Source organism: Pseudomonas sp. DE0010 (genome assembly GCF_007680745.1).
GTDB classification, from domain to species: Bacteria; Pseudomonadota; Gammaproteobacteria; order Pseudomonadales; family Pseudomonadaceae; genus Aquipseudomonas; species Aquipseudomonas parafulva_B.
Window position 1 is genome coordinate 18,434 of sequence record NZ_VEJQ01000033.1, and the last position, 17,440, is coordinate 35,873.

The following is a 17,440-nucleotide window of genomic DNA, read 5'->3' on the forward strand; positions in this document are numbered from 1 at the left end:
GAATCCAGATCCAAACCCGCTTGATGACACACCACGCCCGACAAGCCTTATGTACGGCCTTCTGTCAGGGGCGGAGCGTCCACTGCCGATGCATGCCCAGCGCATGCATCCCCTTGTAGTTCTTGTAGTTCATGGTTGCCGGCAGCGCCTGCCAAAGCCTTGTGCAGGCGCGTGAAAACACCGTCGAGCAAAGCCTGCCGGCGGCGGTACATGGCCCGTTTCTTGGCGGGAATGTCCGATTCGGCGCGCTGTGCAGCCACCAGGGGTAGCTCGAAAAAACCGTTGCAGGGTGCCGGCTGGCCGCCGTGCTCCTGCCAGATAGCATCGTAGTCGGCCGCCAGTTCACGGCCGGTATCGGTGCCAAAATAGGGATGACGGTGGTGCCTGCAGCCGTCGCTGACGGCCAGTATGCGATCGACCGAGAGCGAGCGCGCCAGGCACTTGAGCGCTTCGAGCACCAGGCTGCGCGGGCGCAGGCCTTCGAAATGCTTGGTAAGGTCGCGGTAGATGGCCAGGGACGTTTCACTGTCGATGCCTTTGTGGATGCCTTGCACCGCGCCGATGAAAAGCGTCAACCTGCTCTCGTCATTCCACAGGGTGAAGGCCAGTGACGCGACCCGCAGGTCGCCCTGAAACAGGTTCAGGACCAACTCGCCTTCGCGCTTGAACCAGATCGGCCGGTCCAGTACCAGGCTGCAGGCCGGTGAATGGTCCCCCAAATCGCACAACACGCGGCGCTCATCGCGGCCTGTGACCAGCAGCACCGGCGCTTTAGCTGTCACCACTTCGAAATGCGAGGCCACGGCATCGAGCCGTTGGGCCACGTTCCAGCCGCTGCTGATGTAGGGCCATTGCACCATGCCCAGCGCGTCGTCCCCTACGCGCTGCCGCCATTGGGGGCCCAGTGCAGTCCTCATGCGCCCCATGAAATGCTCGAGCGCGTGGCGATGGCTCACCATCAGCACGGCCAGCGCGCACTTGCTCTTCACGGCCCGCGGGGTGAAACCGGGTTGCAACGTCGATAGGCTGCTCACGAGGCGGACAAGCATCATGGGGTCATCTCACTTGTACTCGATCAGCGCTGATTTGCCGGGCAACAGCCGCTGGCGCCAGAATTTCAGTTGCCCCACTGCCTCTGGGAACTTGCCCAGTACCAGAAACAAGGCCTGCAACCTGCGTTGCCGGGGCACCAGGCCGCCGCGCCTGGCTAGCCGTAGGACTTGCAGTGGGTACAGCAACAAGAGCGCCAGCCCCCCTACCCCGAACATCAGGCATGCCGCCAGTGTCAGCAGCGGGATCCCCAGCCCCCAGACCCAGGCACGGCGGGACTCACGCACCCAGTGCCGCTCGGGTGCAGCACCATGCAACCAGGCGCCTTCGGCATAGGCGTAGCCGGCGCGCATGCTGCGTCGCCACCATTGGCCGAAGCGCGTCATGGCTGCATCGTGCAGGGTCATTTCGGCGTCCAGGCGCCATATTTTCCAGCCCGCGGCTCGCAAACGTACACACAGCTCCGGCTCCTCGCCGGCAATCAGCCCCGCCCGGAAGCCGCCTACGCTGGCGAATGCCTGGGCACGCATCAATGCGTCACCGCCACAGGCCTCGGTTTGGCCGACCGGGGTGTCCCACTCCAGGTCGCACAACTGGTTGTAGACGCTGTGCTGGGCAAAGCGCTCACGCCTCCGCCCGCAAACGACCGCAACCTCTGCGTGCTTTTGCAAGAAGGCGTGGGCGGTGGGCAGCCACTGGGCGTCGATCTCGCAGTCGCCATCAACGAACTGCACCATGTCCAGACCGGGCTGCAACTGGTGCAGCCTGGCGAAGCCTTCATTGCGCGCGCGGGCGGCAGTGAATGGGATACTCAAGTCCAGGGCCAGGACGTGTACACCCAACTGATGCGCGAGCTGAACCGAGCCATCGGTGGAGCCGGAATCCACGTACACCACCGTATCGACACGGCTCACCAGCGCGCGCAGGCAGCGCGCCAGGCGCTGGCCTTCGTTGCGACCAATCACCACGACGCCAATGCTCTCCAGGTGTGCGCTCACGGCATCACCTGCGTCGCAGGGCTGCGTCTGGGCTTGACCACCGCCGGCACGCCCACGGCAATGCTGTTGTCCGGCACATCGACCAGCACGACGGCATTAGCGCCAATCACCACATTGTTGCCAATGCGTATATCGCCCAGAATCTTGGCGCCGGTACCAATGTCCACATTGTTGCCGAACACGGGCGCCACAGGCCGATCAACCTGCTTGAGCCCTACCACCACGCCGTTGCGAATGCGACAGTCGTCACCGAACCGGGCGTAGCCGCTGACGATGATGCCGCCGAAGTGATCGATGACGAAATTGCGGCCCACCAGCGCCTCGCAAGGCAGTTCGACCCCGGTCAGGATCTGTACCAGCTTGAACAACACCTTGTAGACCAGCGAACAGAGCTTGCGCAGTGGCGCAGGCTTTACGCCATAGCGCCAGCGGCCGAACCGGTAGACCAACATCACCCAGAACCCCTGGGCTCCCCAGTCGCCACCGTGGGCCCGCAGATCGGCACGAATATTCTCGAACATGGCGCGCTACCTTGTCGGCTGGGTGGCGTAGCGGGTTTTGAACAGCAATGCCCACGTGGTGCGGCTGTGGAGCCAGCAGGCCTTCAAGGCCTCCCGCCCGCGCCGCTTGATCATCGCCTTGAGCGCCAGTATCACGTCACCCAGGCTCACCAGCCCCATATGCAGGGCAAGGCCCGCGCGGCCGTGGTGCTTGCGAAAGTACAGCAGCTCGCTTTCGATCTGGTAAGCGGATATCTGCCGGCTCGCGGCTTCGAGCTGGGCCACCGACTTGGAGCTCTCGCCGCCGATATGCACCACCGTGGTGTGCGGGTAGAACACCACTTTCCAGCCCGCGGCCTTGACACGCTTGCAGTGGTCGACCTCTTCGTAATACAGAAAGAAACGGGGGTCGAACAGCCCCACCTGGTCAAGGACTTCGCGGCGCACCAGGTAGAAACATCCAGGCAGCCAATCGCATTCGCGCACCGAGCCATGGTCCCAGTTCATGTCGTCGACGCGCTGTACGCCGGGGACGAAGCGTTCGAGCCCGGTGCGGGCGAGAAACACGTTGAGCGGCGTCGGAAAATACCGGCAGCTCGGTTGCAGGCTGCCATCGCGACCTTCGAGCCGAACACCGAGCACGCCACATTCTGGATGCGCGTGCATGTAGTCCAGCGTTTTGTGCAGCGCGTCCTGGGCCATGAAAGCGTCAGTGTTGAGCAGCAGGGCGTACTGGCCTTGCAGGTGCGCTAGCAACTGGTTGTTGGCACGACCAAACCCTACGTTCTTCGGGTTGCTGAGCACCACTGCCTGAGGGCAGACCTGGGTCAGGCGTGCAAGTGAGTCGTCGGCCGAGGCGTTGTCCACCACCAGGTAGCGCGCCAGATGCTCGCTGCCGGCGCTGCGCAAGGCATCGAACATGGGCTGCAGCAAACCGGCCGTGTTGAAATTGACCACCATCACATCCACCGGCTTAGCCATTGTCGCTGTCCCCGAAGAAGTACTGGCGCCGCTGGGCCATCAGCATGGGCTCCACCTGCGGGTCGAAGGCGCCCTTGCGCTGCTTGACGATGTCGATCCAGGGATAGGCTTCGCAGCGAGCTTCCACCCGTTTGATCAGCGCATCGGTGGTGCAGATGAAGGCCGCGGGGTTACCCCCGTAGACGGTGCCAGGCGGCACGTCCTTGGTCACCACGGCCCCGGCGGCCACGACGGAGTCCGGGCCGATGGTCACGCGCGGCATGACGATTGCGCCGTGACCGATGAAACAGTTGTCCTTGATGTCGATGAAGCCGACCGAGTCCAGGTGCTTGCCGAATCGGTGCTCGATCAGCAGCACGACGCCGTCATGGCCGATGAGGGTGCAATCGGACAGGCCCACGCTGTTGCCGATGCGCACCAGCGATGGATCGGTCACGTTGCAACCCTGGTTGATGTAGACGTTGGTGCCCACCGAGTGAAAACCGCCCCAGCGGGCCAGGTAGGTGCCCCATTCCAGCCCCGCAGGGTTGCACATCTTCTTGTACAAACCGCGTGCCCGCCCCGTGCGGTGGGCATACTGCATTACGGCTCTGCGTATCCATCCCATCATGCTGCCTGGCCTCGCAATCGATGCAACCTGAGTTATCCCTGGGCGCCGCCGGTCTCATTCTTGTGTGTGCTGACCGCCGCACCCCTTTTCCTAAAGCTGGTGGATCACGCCGCGGCGCTCCTCTGGGCGCTCATGCGGGCATCGAGGTGCTCGGCCAGGCGCACGGCGAATTGCAACAGTGGCATGGTCGGGTTGGAGGCACCGCCGGTGGCAAAGATGCTGCTGCCGGCTGCATACAGGTTGTCGGTGCCGAACACCTTGCAGTCGCGGTCCACCACGCCATGACGGGCGTCGGCGGCCATGCGCGTGGTGCCCATGTGGTGGGCGTGCGGCGACAGCCTGAGCGGTACCGAGGTGTCGTAGACGAAGTCGTTGAGTTTGACGAACCCCAGGTTCTGCTTGGCCCACTGGGTTGCAAGCTCGGTGCCGATGCACTTGATCGTGTGCCGGTCCTGCTCGTCGAGTACCCAGTTGACGTTGACCTTGGCCACGCCCAGCGCATCCTTCTCGTCGAGCAAGGAGATCCGGCTGTGCAGGCTTGGGAACTGTTCGATCATGGTGCTGATGATGCCATCGCCTGGGCAGCTGAAGCTGGCGACGAAGGCCACCTTGCTGGCCACGCCCATGTCACAGGCCAAGGTTTCCAAAAAGTACTTGACCTCGGCGGTACGGCCGTAGGTTTGCACATCGGCCAGCAGGGCCGCGCGCACATTGCCCTTGCCGATCTTGAAATGCTCGATGAAGGCGTCGGTGGTGTAGTACTCGCGCGGATCGGGATCGAGCCCCGACTTGAGGATGAACGTGCCCATGTCGATGTTCAGGTGCTCCATGAAACACCGGCCCACCAAGCCGTCCTTGCTGATCACCCCGGCCGCTGCCAGGGAGGTGCTGTTGAGCAGTTGCCGCGCGTTCTCGATGGCGCCTGCGGCGAGGATGAAATGCCGCGCGACCTGACGCTGGCGGTTGCCGGCGTAGTCCGACAGCAGCACCGCTGCCAGCCGGCCAGAGGCGGGGTCGAATTCCAGGTCTACGCAGTTGCAATTGATGAATACGTCCAGTCCTGGGGTTTGTTCCAGGGCGATGGCGTACTTTTGGGCAAATCGGGTTGGGGTACTGAGCAGGAAGCGGTCCGGTTCGAACTCGTCGCCGTCCAGGCCCGTGTTGATGGCGTGAAAGTCCGCACCGGCGGGCAGATCGACGATGTCCATGGCGGCGGGCAGGTAGCGCGCGATTTCGGCGTAGGCAATGGGCCAGCCTGGCAGGTCGCCTGGCGGTGCGATGGAAAAATCGGACGGGGTAAAGGGTCGGCAGCGGCCTGCCCAATGGTTTGAAGTACCGCCCAGGTAACGCAGCCGGGTCTGTTCGGCATACAGTTGCAGCCCACTGGAGGTGCAGGCGTACAGCTCCTGGGAGCGAGGTGCATAGTCATGCCCACCCCCCTCTGCCAGCAGCACGCTCCAGCCAGCCGCCGCCAGGCGCAACCCAAGCGTGATGCCGGCCGGGCCGGCGCCGATGATGCACACGTCGTAGCTGTCGCGCAGCGTCTTGTGTTCCTGAAAATCGGTGATCATGCCGACGGGCTCTTGAAATACTGGGACGGCAATACCCAGCCATTAATGACCACGAACGCCTCGCTGGTGTCAGCGGTGTGCCGTGGCAGCGTTTGGCCGGCGACCGCCGTCATCGGACCCAGCACGGCGCCTGTCGCCCCTACCACCGCGCACCCCTTGAGAAACCCTCTGCGACCTACCTGTGACGCACACACGCTCTGCTTGCCCATGATCACCTGGCCATCCTCACAAAATTCCGACAGGTAGTGCTCAGATCCACTCGAACAAAGCGGTCAGCCCAGCCCCGCACAGCGCCCCGGCCACAAGGGCCGGCAGCACTGCAAGCTCGCGCTTGAGGCTGAACATACCCAGTTTGCTGTTCACGTAAACGATTAACACCAGGGTCGGCAGCGTGTGCAGGGCAACGCCCCAGATCGCCCAGTCCACCCCACCGAAATACAGCAGTACCGGCAGCAACCCCCACAACGACACCAGGCGGATGATGTTGTCCATGGCCTGGTACTTGGTCAGTCCCAAGGCGATCCAGACCTGATGGGCCAATGTATAGCGCAATGTGAGGAAGGACAGCGAGAGAATTGCGAGCATCGGCCCTGCTTCACGGTACCGCTCGTCGTACATCCAGCCAATCAGCAGCGGGCTGGCGGTCAGAAACCCCCCGCAGGTGAACAGCACCAGCAGGTCCACCAACAGCCGGAAACGGTGATACAGGGCCACCAGACGTTCGCGATCGTCAGCACGCGCCGCCTCGCTGAACGCTGGCAGCGCCACGGCGCCGACCACCTTCATGATGGCCATCTGCACTGCACCGAGGATCAACACGGCGATGGAGTACACCCCCAGCTGCGCCGCCGTCATGCTGGCACCGAACCAGATACGGTCACCGTACATGGCCAGCACCCCGACCATCGAAGACAGCAGGATCCAACGCCCGAACACGATCAGCTCGTTCAGGGCGGCGCGGTCCCAGTGCAAGCGGTTGCCAGGGCCCTCCAGCGCAGTGTGGCCCAGTACCGTCCAGGCCAGGGCAGACACCAGGCCAGCGCTGACCAGCGCCCAGATGGAATGGGTCAGGTAGCCCACCACAAGCATTACCAGCAGGCCCGCGACTTGGGACGCCAGGTCGACCAGCACCACGCGCTTTTGTTGGAAGGTTCGCACTGCCACGTCTATCTTGGTGGACTGAAAACCCCAGATCACGGCAGACAGGCCGGTGATGGCCAGTACCGCCGGCAACACGGGGGCCGCATACGTCGCGTCCGCAGGCCATAGCTCAGCTACCTGCGCCAGCCACGCGCCCAGGGCCAGCAGCAAGGTCAAGGCGAACAGGATGAAGCCGCGAATGATCTGCACGGTCCAGGCCGTGTTGAGGAAAACCGGGTCGTCACCCCGGTGGCTCTGGATGATGTTCTGGCGCAGGCCCACATCGGAGAGCAAGTGAAGCAGTACCGAAACCGTGGTGGCGATGACCATGACCCCGAACATCTCGGGGACCAGGATACGCGCCATGATCAGGTTGCCGCCCAGGCGCATCAGTTGGGAAGCCACTTGCGAGACCAGGTTCCATGAACCCGCCCGCAAGGCTCGCGAGCGCAGGCTCGCGGTGGCTGACACCTCAATCGACGGCATGGGTTCAATCTCTGACTGAATGGCTAAAAGTCACTATAGTTTCAATTAGCCATGATGCTAGCCGTGGCCCACCGAAAGGAAGGTGTAAATAGCTGATGCCTGAACATTTTCGCGCGTTGATCGTCATCCTGTTCCTGGCCAGCGTGATATTCGTGCTGGCTCGGCGTCCTGCCACCGACCTGATCCCGCTGCGCGATTTCAAGCGCCGGCGCAACCTGTGGTTTTTGCTGACGGTACTGGCGTTCGTCTCCCACAGCTTCTGGCTGTACCTGGCGGCAGGCGGGCTTATCCTGTACCTGGCTGGGCGCCGTGAGCATAACCCCATGGCGCTGTTCTACCTGCTGCTGTTCCTGATCCCACCGGCGGCGGCGCAGGTACCGGGGTTCGGCGTGGTCAACTACCTGGTCGACCTCAACCACATCCGCCTGTTGACGCTGTGCGTGCTGCTACCGGCCGCACTGACCCTGCGTCGGCAGCCGGACACGCTGCGCTTCGGTCGCACCTGGCCAGATCGCCTGCTGGCAGCGAGCCTGGTGTTGATGAGTGTGCTCTATTTGCGCGAAACCACGCCCACCGACACCCTGCGCCAGACGCTGTACCTGTATGTCGATGTGTTCCTGCCCTACTACGTGGCCAGCCGTGGGTTGCGCCAGGTCAGCGACTTCAAGGACGCCATGCTGGCCTTCGTGCTGGTCGGTTTCCTGCTGGCGTTGATCGGCGTCGCCGAATACGTACGCCACTGGTTGCTGTACAGCGCCCTGATCGACGCCATGGGTGTGCCCTGGAGCCTGTCAGGCTACCTGAGCCGCGGCGGTGCCCTGCGGGCCAGCGTTACCACGGGCCAGGCCATCGTGCTGGGTTATGTGATGAGCGTCGCCATTGGTCTGTTCCTGTTCGTGCAAGGTTACCTGCGCCGTCCGTTGCACCGCTGGATGGGCGCGTTGTTGCTGGCTGCCGGTCTGTTCGCGCCGCTCTCACGCGGGCCCTGGATCGGCGCTGCGGTGATCGTGGTGGTATTCGTGGCACTGGGCAGGGGTGCCGTGCGGCGCCTGGCCCTGCTGGCTACGGCGGGGGTGCTCGCACTGCCGCTGCTGGGCGTGATACCCGGTGGCGATAAAGTGCTGGACCTGCTGCCGTTCATTGGCAACCTTGAAAAAGAGAACATCACCTACCGCGAGCGGCTCATGGACAATGCCTGGATCGTCATTCAGCGCAATCCGCTGTTCGGCTCGTTCGATTTTCGCAACACGCCCGAAATGCAGTCGATGATCCAGGGAGAAGGCATCATCGATATCGTCAATTCCTACATCAATTTGGCCCTGCACGTCGGCTTGGTCGGGCTTGGATTGTTCGTGGCCTTTTTTGCCGTGGTGCTGCGCGGCCTCTACAAGGCCATGCGCAGCTTCGACGACAAGGATGACGAACGTCGCCAGCTTGGCCGGGTGTTGCTGGCGACATTGATCGGCATCCTGGTGATCATCTTCACCGTCAGCAGCATCACGTTCATCCCGGTGGTGTACTGGTCCATCGCCGGATTGGCTGTGGCCTACACCCACATGGTCCGCCGGCAGCACGCGCTCGCTACGCCCGTTTACGACATCCCCTCTGCGCAACCCAGGAGCCTTTCATGACCCTGTCTGCCATGCGTGCCCTGCTGAACCTGACCGCCCTGTGCGCCCTGGCCTTGCCCATCAACGTTCAGGCCGAGGCGTGGCAGGTCAGCATCGATGAGCAGAACGGCCTGCCGGTGGTGACACAGGGTGGCGGGCCGGTGATGAGCGCCAAGTTCGACTTCTGGGCGCAGGACTGGAGCTGGACGGGTTTCCAGACGGCCTTGAGCGTCGATGCCCCGGCACGCTACACCTTGCAGGGGCAGAACAAGGCCCTGGATTTCGAGCTCAAGGCGGCGATCACCCAGGTGCAACCGCAAACCATGACCTGGGACTTCGACCTTGATGCCCATAGCCGCCAGCGCGATGTGATTGGCGGCGGCATGGTGTTCCAGTTCGACCCGGCGCAGATCGCAGGGGCCATGGGTGCCCCGCAACTGCTGGCCGGTAACCGCGGGTGGTCCTGGGGCGGTGCCAAGCAGGGCCGGCTTGTAGAGATGCGTTTCGACCCACCCTTGGCCAAGGTCTACTTCGAGCGCGGCAACCCCTCGGAGCTGCGCGCCTTCTTCTACAAAGACGACATAGCCCCCGGCAAGCAACAGCTCAAGGCCACGCTGAACGTGACTGGGGACATCGCACTGGCGCCCACGCCGACCGAGCGCTTCGGCCTGGTGGACCCAACGGTCTGGCCACTGGACCAGTTGGACTGGCGCATATCACCGGTGGACCTGTCGTTTCTCAATGCGCAGCAAAAACCCGCCGGCAAACACGGCTTCGTCAAGGCGTCCGGTGAACAGCTGGTGTTCGAGGACAACACGCCCGCGCGGTTCTGGGGCACCAACCTGTCGGCCTACGCCCTGTTCAAGAGCCCTGACGAGGAGATTGTCCAGCAGGCCAAACGCCTGTCGGCGCTGGGCTTCAACCTTGTACGGCTGCACCATCACGACTCGCCCTGGGTGAGCCCCAATGTATTTGGTGACGGTACGCTGGTACGCAACACCCAACAGGTGGACGCCGAGTCCATGCGCAAGCTTGACCTCTGGATCAAGGCGTTGAAGGACGAGGGCATCTACATCTGGCTGGACCTGCACGTGCAACGCGCCCTGACCGCCCAGGACGGTATCGATGACTTTGGCGAACTGGCCAAGGGCGAAGCGCGGGTCGACCTGAAGGGCTACGCCTACGTCAACGCCAGCATCCAGCAGGCGATGAAACGCTTTGCTACTCAGTACCTGGGCCATGTAAACCCTCTGACGGGCCTGGCTTACAAAGATGACCCCGCCATCGCGGCTATCCTGCTCACCAACGAGAACGACATCACCCAGCACTACGGCAACGCCCTGCTCCCGGACAAGGATGTGCCCCGCCACAGTCAGCGTTACATGGCCGCTGCCAAGGCGTTCGCCAGCCAGCACGACCTGCCTGCGGACCTGACCTGGCGGGCCTGGCAGCCTGGCCCCTCCAAGCTGTTTCTCAACGACCTCGAGCAGCGCTTCAATGCCGACATGATCGCGCACCTGCGCGCCTTGGGGGTAAGAGTGCCGATCGCCACTACCAGCACCTGGGGAGGTAATGGCCTGAGTGCCCTGCCCGCCCTCACGGTGGGTGATGTCATCGATGCCCACAGCTACGGTGCCAGCGGCCAGCTGGAGAAGAACCCGCTGACTAGCGATGGTTTGATCGACTGGCTGGCCGCCGCCCAGGTCGTGGGCAAGCCGTTGACGGTCAGCGAATGGAACGCCGAGCCATTCCCATTGCCTGACCGGCACTCCCTGCCGCTGTATATCGCCGGCACCGCCAGCCACCAGGGTTGGGACGCCATGCTGCAGTACGCCTACAGTCAACAGGCGTTCAACCCCGGCTGGCGCACGGCAGACAACTGGCATGCCTACAATGATCCGGCATTGCTTGCCACCCTGCCGGCTGCGGCGCTGATGTATCGGCGCGGGGACGTTCAACCCGCCAGTACCCACTACGTATTCGCGCCCAGCCCCGATACCTTGTTCAATCAGGAGATCACCCCGCGTACTTCGGCGCTGCTGCGCACGGCGGTAGGTCTGGGCCAGCTGCAGATCGCCTTGCCTGCCACGCCCGAGTTGCCCTGGCTCAAAGCTGCTGCCATCGCCGACGGAGCTACCGTGCTGCACGATCCTGCCCAGGCTTTGCTGCCGGCAGACGCGACTGAGTCGGTGAGCGATACCGGCGAGCTCAAGCGCAACTGGCAGTCGGGCCTCTACACCATCGACACGCCGCTCACCCAAGCGATGACGGGCTGGCTGGGCGGGCGCACGATCACGTTGGGTAATGTCCAGGTGCAGGCGAGCACGCCCTACGCCAGTGTCGCCGTGCAAAGCCTCGACGGGGCCGTGCTAGGCCAGTCGCGCAGCATGCTGGTGTCCCTGGGCACGCGAGCGGTGCCCCAGCCTGAGCAAAACACGCGCTTTCATGTCGAGCCGCTCAAGGCCGAGCTGAGCCTCAAGGCGCCTGCTGGGTTGAAACTGTTCGCCCGCGATGCCCAGGCGCAGCTCAAACCCCTGCCCGCTAGCTACCGAGATGGGCGTTATCACATCATCCTGGACGGCACCTACATGTCCAATTGGCTGTTCTTGAAATAGGGCAGATGGCCATCTACGCTCAGGGCACCTGTTAGCCGAGCATCCCGCCTGCATGTTCCAGGGACGGTTCACGGTGTCTGTCGACAGCGGCTTCGTGGAGGTGTGGATGAGGTACCTGGTGGTGGGGGGCTCGGGCTACATTGGCTCGCACATGGTCGGCTATCTGTTGGCTGCCGGGCATTCAGTGGTTGTAGCGGACCTGGTATCGCCAGGGCCGGGCATTCAGTGGGCCCGATTGGATATCGCCGATGAAGCTGCGCTCAACGTGCTGTTCGGCATGTGCACGTTCGACGCGGTGTTTCATTTTGCCTCGTTCATCCAGGTGGGCGAATCGGTCAGCGCACCGGGCAAGTATTACCAGAACAACGTCGCTGCTACCCTGTCGCTGCTGCAGGCGATGGTCAACGCAGGTATCAAGTGCCTGATTTTCTCCTCCACGGCGGCTGTGTACGGGGATCCGCAGTACGTGCCCATCGACGAGGCCCATCCCAAGTCGCCGATCAACCCGTATGGGCTGAGCAAGTGGATGGTGGAGCAGATTCTTGAGGACTTCGATCGGGCCTATGGGCTCAAGTCGGTGTGCCTGCGCTATTTCAATGCCGCAGGCGCCGACCCAGCCGGATTGCTCGGCGAGCGCCATGAGCCGGAGACACACCTGATTCCGCTCATTCTCCAGGCCGCCTCGGGCCGGCGCGAGGCAGTCACGGTGTTCGGCCGGGACTACCCCACTCCCGACGGCACGTGCATCCGCGATTACGTCCATGTGACTGATCTGGCCTGCGCCCATGCACTGGCCGTGGACTACCTGCTCGAAGGCGGTGAGCGTGCAGTGTTCAACCTGGGCAATGGCCAGGGGTTCTCGGTGCAGGAGGTCATTGATGCGGCCAGGACCGTGACGGGCCGCCCCATCACCGCGCTGGATGCACCGCGCCGCGCAGGCGACCCGCCTCGACTGGTGGCCGATGCCAGCAAGGCCATGCAGGTGCTGGGTTGGCGGCCTGTGCACGCGGAGCTGGAAGTGATCGTGGCCCACGCCTGGCAATGGGAGCGACAGTACCCGTGGCCTGCGATGTCGTGGCGTTGAGCGTCTGCCAGGGGCTGCGTGGTGGCGCACCTGAGCGCGCTCAGTAGTAGGGCTGCGGTTTTTCGTCGGCCTTGTTCAGGACGGTGCCAATCAGGTTCGCCGTGCCCAGGTGGTGCAGGCAGTCCTCGATCTCTTTTTTGGTGTTCATGCCGTTGGCCACCACCAACAGCACGCAGTCGAACCTGGGCAGCACGGTGATCGCATCGTCGGAGCTCAGCAGCGGTGGCAAGTCGAAGATGCAGATACGCGAGGCATAGCGATTGCGCAGGTCGCTGACCAGGTGGGTGACCTTGGGTGAGCACAATACTTCGGTCGACATGGGGACCGGCACCCGCGTCGGCAGTACGACGAAGCGAGGCAATGTCGGGTTCACCAGGCACTCCTGCAATGGCGCCTGGTCATCGAGAAACTCGTTCAACGAGCAGTCCATGGGTAGCCCTAGGCTTCTGCCGACGCGGGGGCGCCGCAGGTCGAAATCCACCAGCAAGGCCGTGCGGGTGGTGTAGTGGGCAATGCTCATGGCCAGGTTGATAGCCAGTACTGTCTTGCCCGCTTCGGGGGTGGGGGACGTAATGGCCAGGGTGCGCCAGCCATTTTCCTCCATGGTCCTGAGCACCTGGGTGCGCAGCAGGTCAATGGGCCCGTTCATGCTGGAGTTCTTGTTGTAGGCAACAATGCGATGACGTTCCAAGTGGTCGGCCTTGAGCGCCACCACCTTGGTATTGACGTAGTCGAACTGCCCCGGGACTTCGGCAAGCGCGGTGCCCGGTGCCGGGGTCACGGCCTGGGGCGTACCTGGAGTGACCGGGTGAAGGGTATTGCCATATGCCGGTGTATTCCTGTCCATCACTGCTTTCCTATGCAAACCTGGAGGTGAGCTTGAGCAACAGCACATCCAGCGGCATGTAGAAGAGGTGTACCAGCCCTACCAGGATAGCCACCAGACACAACGCTGCCAGAATCAGGCCGTTGCGCCAGCGCTTGCGCCTGGCCACGTCGGCGCGGGTGTCGATGTAAGGCAGCGCCACCAGCACGCGCCTGCCCAGCAGGCTCTCAAGGGCGCCCACGCCCCGCACCCGCTGGTTGAGCATCTCCAGCAACATGACCAGCGCTCCGCCACCTGCCGGCGCCAGCACCAGCCCCAGTGCCGCAATTTTCTTGCGGTTGGGCTTGATAGGCTTCTCGGGCATCAAGGGCGGTTCGAGCAGTACAAAACGCTCAGCCTTGTTTTCCTGCTCAAGGCTCTCGGTGATCTTGGCGCCCATTTCCTTGGCCCGGATTTCCTCGTATTTCTTGCGCGCGTTGTCATGGTCGCGCATCAGCGTCACCAGGCCGCGCTCGACCTGCGGCGCTTCGAGAATCTCGGCTTCGTACCCTTCCATCTTGCGGGTCAATTCGCGTTTCTGCTCGGCCAGCGAGGCAATGCGCACCTGTGCGGCGCTCATCTTGGCCCGTACGCGTGCCGCATCCAGGCTAACCGTCGAGGCCACGCTACCGGTCTGGCCACTGGCCTCCAGCGCCTGAATCTTGCGTTTGACCGCGGCCACGTCGGGGTGCGCTTCCTTGTAGCGGGTCAGCAAGCGGGCGTATTCGGCCTTCAGGCTGGCCAGGTCCTGAGGCTGATCCGCGCCCGCTGGACGCGCGCCCTCCCCGGCTTTGGTACCAAGGCCGGCATTGGCGGCGGACAGCTCGAGCTCCAGGTAGCGCAGTTCCTCCTGGGCCGCCTTGTAGTCGCGGTCTACCTCGCGGAACTCGAGTTCTGCGCGCGAAAGCATGTTCATGCGCAGCGTCTGATGCTCAGGCAACGCGTTGGCATGGGCCTGCTTGAAGTCGGCCAACTGGTTCTCCAAGCTGGCCAGTTCTGCCCCCAGCTTGTTCGCCTCCTGGGTCAGAAACTCGGTGGTCTCGTTGGCCCGCTCCGTGCGCTGCTTGAGGTTTTCGTTGAGAAACAGTGTCACCAGTTCATCGGCGACTTCTTTGGCCAGCTCTGGTTGACGATGTTCGAAGGACACGTTGAAGGCCACCGTCGCCTCGCCGCGCCCACGCACGAAAGTGGTCAACGTCTGGACCGCGATGGCGTTGCGCATCTGGTCGATCTTGTCGCTTTCGCTCAAGCGCTTGTCAGCAAACAGACCGTACTTGTCGATGATGCGCAGTAGGTTTTCCCGCGTCATCACCCGCTGGCGAATAACCTCGATGCGCTCGTCGGCAAAGCTGGTGGTGTTGGTCGACACCAGTTCGGGGGAGATCTGCTGGGACTCCACCAGAATCGTGCCTGTGGACTGGTAGATCGGTGGCACCATCAACGCCACGGCGATGGTGGCGGCTAGGATAACGGCTGCGCTGACCCCCAACACCACGGCCCGGTCCTTGATAATGGCGATGTAATCTCTGAGGGAGAGCTCGTAATCGGACTTCATGGGGCCACCTGCAAGCGGTTCAGATGTCGGGATAGCGGTATGTCAGGGTCAAGCCAACGATCGTGGCGGTCGCATCGCCGTCAAGGTCCTGCTTGCGCTCCTTGTAGGTCAGCGCCAGGCGCACATCCCAATACGGGGACAATTGGCGGCTGGCCCAGAGGCTGTAGATCTGCAAGGTATTGGGTATCTGGCCCTTACTGTCCTGCCAGGCGGCGTCGGCGCCTACCCGGGTCAAGGGGTCGAGGGCATAGCTCCAGACCCCACGCACCTGATCGAGCTGGGCGAAGCCGCCTTGGGCACTGGCCACGGTGCTGCGCTCGACCGTCAGGCTGGCATCGCTGCGTGCCCCGGTGTACAGCAGCGCCACGCCGCCCTCCCCGCGCCGGCCCCCTTTGCTGCCCGACACCTTGTTGACGCCCAGGTGCGCATCGGCGCTCAGTGACTCGGAGAACTGGTACTTGATGCCCACTGCCGGGCTGTAGCTGTTGGAGGACGTGGCGGTCAGGTCGTCATCGGGTTCATAACGCCGAGCACCGAAGCGGGTATAAACATCGGCGCGCTCGCTCCAGGCATAGGTCCAGGTCAGGGTATTGGCCAGCTCGTCGTAGCCGGTGAGGCTGTTGATATCGTAACGGGCGCGGTTATAGGTCGTTTCGTTGCTCAGGGTACTGCGTTCGGTGATCGCCTGGCGCCAGTTACCCGTCAAGGTGTAGAGCTTCTGCGTGCCATCGGTGGTGACAACGCCCGTATCGAGAACGGTCCCCGACAGCGTCGAGGTTTCGTTGTAGCGTGCCAGGAGCCCGAACTGCCCTCGTTCGGTGGTGCGTTGCCAGCCCAAGCTGATGTCCGGGTCTTCGCGGTCATCGACGACGTTGGTGTCGGATGAGCGCAGAATGTCCAGGCCCAGACCCAACCGGAGTTCATCTGGGCCGAAGCTGCCGATCAGGGTGTAGTCAGGTGCGATCAGGGTACGTGTCACCCCTTTTTCGCCCGACGATAGCAACAGCGGGTTGCTGTCGTGTTCGACCGAAGTGGGTACCACCACCGTTGACTGCCAGGTAGCGGCCTGGGTTGTGTGCGCAAGCGGCAAGACCACAATTGCCGCGGCAATGCGTGTTGTTCTTGGAAGAGGCATCAAGTCTACTTATTAAAAGGCATGATCAAGGAACGACCAGCGTGTCACCGGCCTGAAGTTGGATATTGGTCGACATGTCGCGGCCCGTCACCAGGTCCTTGTAGCGCACGGGCAAGATTCGTTGGGACGTGCCAGTGCCACGCACGACCATTATTTCGCTTTCATCGGCAAACTTGTCCAACCCACCCGACATGCTCAACGCCTGCAGGACGGCCGTGGGGCCTGACATTTGCACGGGGCCGGGCTTTATGACCTTGCCTTGGACATACACCAAGTTGCCCGCGTTACTCTTGACCACCACGCTGACGTTCGGGTCGGGCAAGAACTTTTCAAGTTTGCTGGCCACTTGTTTTTCAACCGAGGCCACATCCAGCCCTGCAACATCTATGCGGCCCGCCAGTGGGAACGTGATGCTGCCATCGGGGAGCACGGTTGCCTCCTGCTTGAGGCTGTCCTCCTGCCATACCGAGACCATCACCACATCGCCGGGATTGAGGCGGTAGGCCGATTCCGAGGGCGCGGCAGCGCACTGCCCCGACCACATTGCAACCAGGCCAACGACGGCGAACAATGAACGCACCATGAGGGTCCCTCCGGCCAAATGGCCCGACTAGAGCACTGAAGAGAACAACACACCAACTCTCGCTCCACTTCGCAGTTACCACCGCAAGCGCCACGCTCTGCCGGCCGCTTGGCGGCACGTCGAACCCTGTTGCCCAGGCTTCGAGAGGGTAATGGCAATATAGCAACGGTTGACGAATTCACAAGCCAACTCAAGCGGTCTTACCTGAGTGACTGTAACAGCGGTCTTTCAAATCTTTCTTCGATTGGCCACGGCGACAAAACCCACGACTGCAAATGCGAAGAACCAACCCGCGGTTGCAACAGGAATGATACTGCTCTGGTTGATATACGAATCAGCCGCGCGGGCGGCACCGCTTAGCAGCACCAACAAAAAGATCGATTTCACAATCAGAGTCGTGCGCATACGCCGTCCTTTCAACCAGGATAATCAATGAGTAAGTGGCGCGATGATGCGGGGTGTGTTGCGGCATTGACTTGAGCTTATGGGCACTCTGACATTACGTCAATGAACCGACACCATAATAAATCTCAATGGGCTTAGTCCAGATAAGTCAAAAAAACGTCGCTTGAGTTGTGCAGGTGGTGGGAATGTGGCCTGGTGAATTCAAGGGGGTGGGAGCCTGTTGCTATTCGCGCGCCAAGGGGCGACTGAGAG

Annotated in this window: 16 protein-coding genes; 3 read left to right on the plus strand and 13 right to left on the minus strand. The window is 62.6% G+C overall.

The genetic code is table 11. The annotated features are described in order from the left end of the window. Positions 1-47: 47 nt before the first annotated feature. From FS767_RS20040 to FS767_RS20075, 8 genes are all read right to left on the minus strand, one after another. Complete coding sequence (locus FS767_RS20040) at positions 48-1,052, minus strand: DUF535 family protein (protein ID WP_144967709.1); 1,005 nt, start codon at positions 1,050-1,052, stop codon at positions 48-50. Positions 1,053-1,061: 9 nt separating this feature from the next. After that, the gene (locus tag FS767_RS20045) at positions 1,062-2,048 is read right to left on the minus strand and encodes a glycosyltransferase family 2 protein (RefSeq protein WP_256674293.1); all 987 of its coding nucleotides are present in this window, start codon (positions 2,046-2,048) and stop codon (positions 1,062-1,064) included. Then, positions 2,045-2,569 (minus strand): serine O-acetyltransferase, encoded by a 525-nt coding sequence (locus FS767_RS20050; protein WP_058639225.1) that lies wholly within the window; start codon positions 2,567-2,569, stop codon positions 2,045-2,047. Before FS767_RS20050 ends, FS767_RS20045 begins: the two co-directional genes overlap by 4 nt. 6 nt (positions 2,570-2,575) lie before the next feature. Beyond that, complete coding sequence (locus FS767_RS20055; protein ID WP_144967711.1) at positions 2,576-3,529, minus strand: glycosyltransferase family 2 protein; 954 nt, start codon at positions 3,527-3,529, stop codon at positions 2,576-2,578. Beyond that, positions 3,522-4,139: an acyltransferase gene (locus FS767_RS20060; protein WP_027916342.1), complete on the minus strand. Its 618-nt coding sequence runs from the start codon at positions 4,137-4,139 to the stop codon at positions 3,522-3,524. Before FS767_RS20060 ends, FS767_RS20055 begins: the two co-directional genes overlap by 8 nt. 104 nt (positions 4,140-4,243) lie before the next feature. Next, positions 4,244-5,710 (minus strand): FAD-dependent oxidoreductase, encoded by a 1,467-nt coding sequence (locus FS767_RS20065; RefSeq protein WP_144967713.1) that lies wholly within the window; start codon positions 5,708-5,710, stop codon positions 4,244-4,246. Next, positions 5,707-5,919 (minus strand): twin-arginine translocation signal domain-containing protein, encoded by a 213-nt coding sequence (locus FS767_RS20070; protein WP_100852627.1) that lies wholly within the window; start codon positions 5,917-5,919, stop codon positions 5,707-5,709. Before FS767_RS20070 ends, FS767_RS20065 begins: the two co-directional genes overlap by 4 nt. A 40-nt stretch (positions 5,920-5,959) precedes the next feature. Further along, positions 5,960-7,336 (minus strand): oligosaccharide flippase family protein, encoded by a 1,377-nt coding sequence (locus FS767_RS20075; protein ID WP_144967715.1) that lies wholly within the window; start codon positions 7,334-7,336, stop codon positions 5,960-5,962. 95 nt (positions 7,337-7,431) lie between these two features. Here FS767_RS20075 and FS767_RS20080 point away from each other — a divergent pair, with 95 nt between their 5' ends. From FS767_RS20080 to galE, 3 genes are all read left to right on the plus strand, one after another. Next, positions 7,432-8,967 (plus strand): O-antigen ligase, encoded by a 1,536-nt coding sequence (locus tag FS767_RS20080; protein ID WP_144967717.1) that lies wholly within the window; start codon positions 7,432-7,434, stop codon positions 8,965-8,967. Next, the gene (locus tag FS767_RS20085) at positions 8,964-11,561 is read left to right on the plus strand and encodes a cellulase family glycosylhydrolase (protein WP_144967719.1); all 2,598 of its coding nucleotides are present in this window, start codon (positions 8,964-8,966) and stop codon (positions 11,559-11,561) included. Before FS767_RS20080 ends, FS767_RS20085 begins: the two co-directional genes overlap by 4 nt. Before the next feature lie 106 nt (positions 11,562-11,667). Continuing rightward, complete coding sequence (galE, locus tag FS767_RS20090; protein WP_144967756.1) at positions 11,668-12,645, plus strand: UDP-glucose 4-epimerase GalE; 978 nt, start codon at positions 11,668-11,670, stop codon at positions 12,643-12,645. A 40-nt stretch (positions 12,646-12,685) separates the two neighbouring features. On the opposite strand, the gene FS767_RS20095 is transcribed toward galE, so the two are convergent. From FS767_RS20095 to eppA, 5 genes are all read right to left on the minus strand, one after another. Next, positions 12,686-13,492 carry a CpsD/CapB family tyrosine-protein kinase gene (locus FS767_RS20095; RefSeq protein WP_144967721.1) on the minus strand — a complete coding sequence of 269 codons (807 nt, stop codon included), beginning with the start codon at positions 13,490-13,492 and terminating at the stop codon, positions 12,686-12,688. A 10-nt stretch (positions 13,493-13,502) separates the two neighbouring features. Further along, positions 13,503-15,065, minus strand: coding sequence for a Wzz/FepE/Etk N-terminal domain-containing protein (locus FS767_RS20100; RefSeq protein ID WP_144967723.1), 1,563 nt, complete (start codon positions 15,063-15,065; stop codon positions 13,503-13,505). A gap of 19 nt (positions 15,066-15,084) precedes the next feature. Then, on the minus strand, positions 15,085-16,200 hold the full coding sequence (locus tag FS767_RS20105; RefSeq protein ID WP_144967726.1) for a hypothetical protein: 1,116 nt from the start codon (positions 16,198-16,200) through the stop codon (positions 15,085-15,087). A gap of 25 nt (positions 16,201-16,225) precedes the next feature. Further along, complete coding sequence (locus FS767_RS20110) at positions 16,226-16,783, minus strand: polysaccharide biosynthesis/export family protein (RefSeq protein ID WP_144967728.1); 558 nt, start codon at positions 16,781-16,783, stop codon at positions 16,226-16,228. 228 nt (positions 16,784-17,011) lie between these two features. Further along, a complete protein-coding gene (gene eppA / locus FS767_RS22935; RefSeq protein ID WP_167339149.1) occupies positions 17,012-17,188 on the minus strand; it encodes an EPS-associated small membrane protein EppA in 177 nt (58 codons plus the stop codon). Positions 17,189-17,440 lie beyond the last annotated feature (252 nt).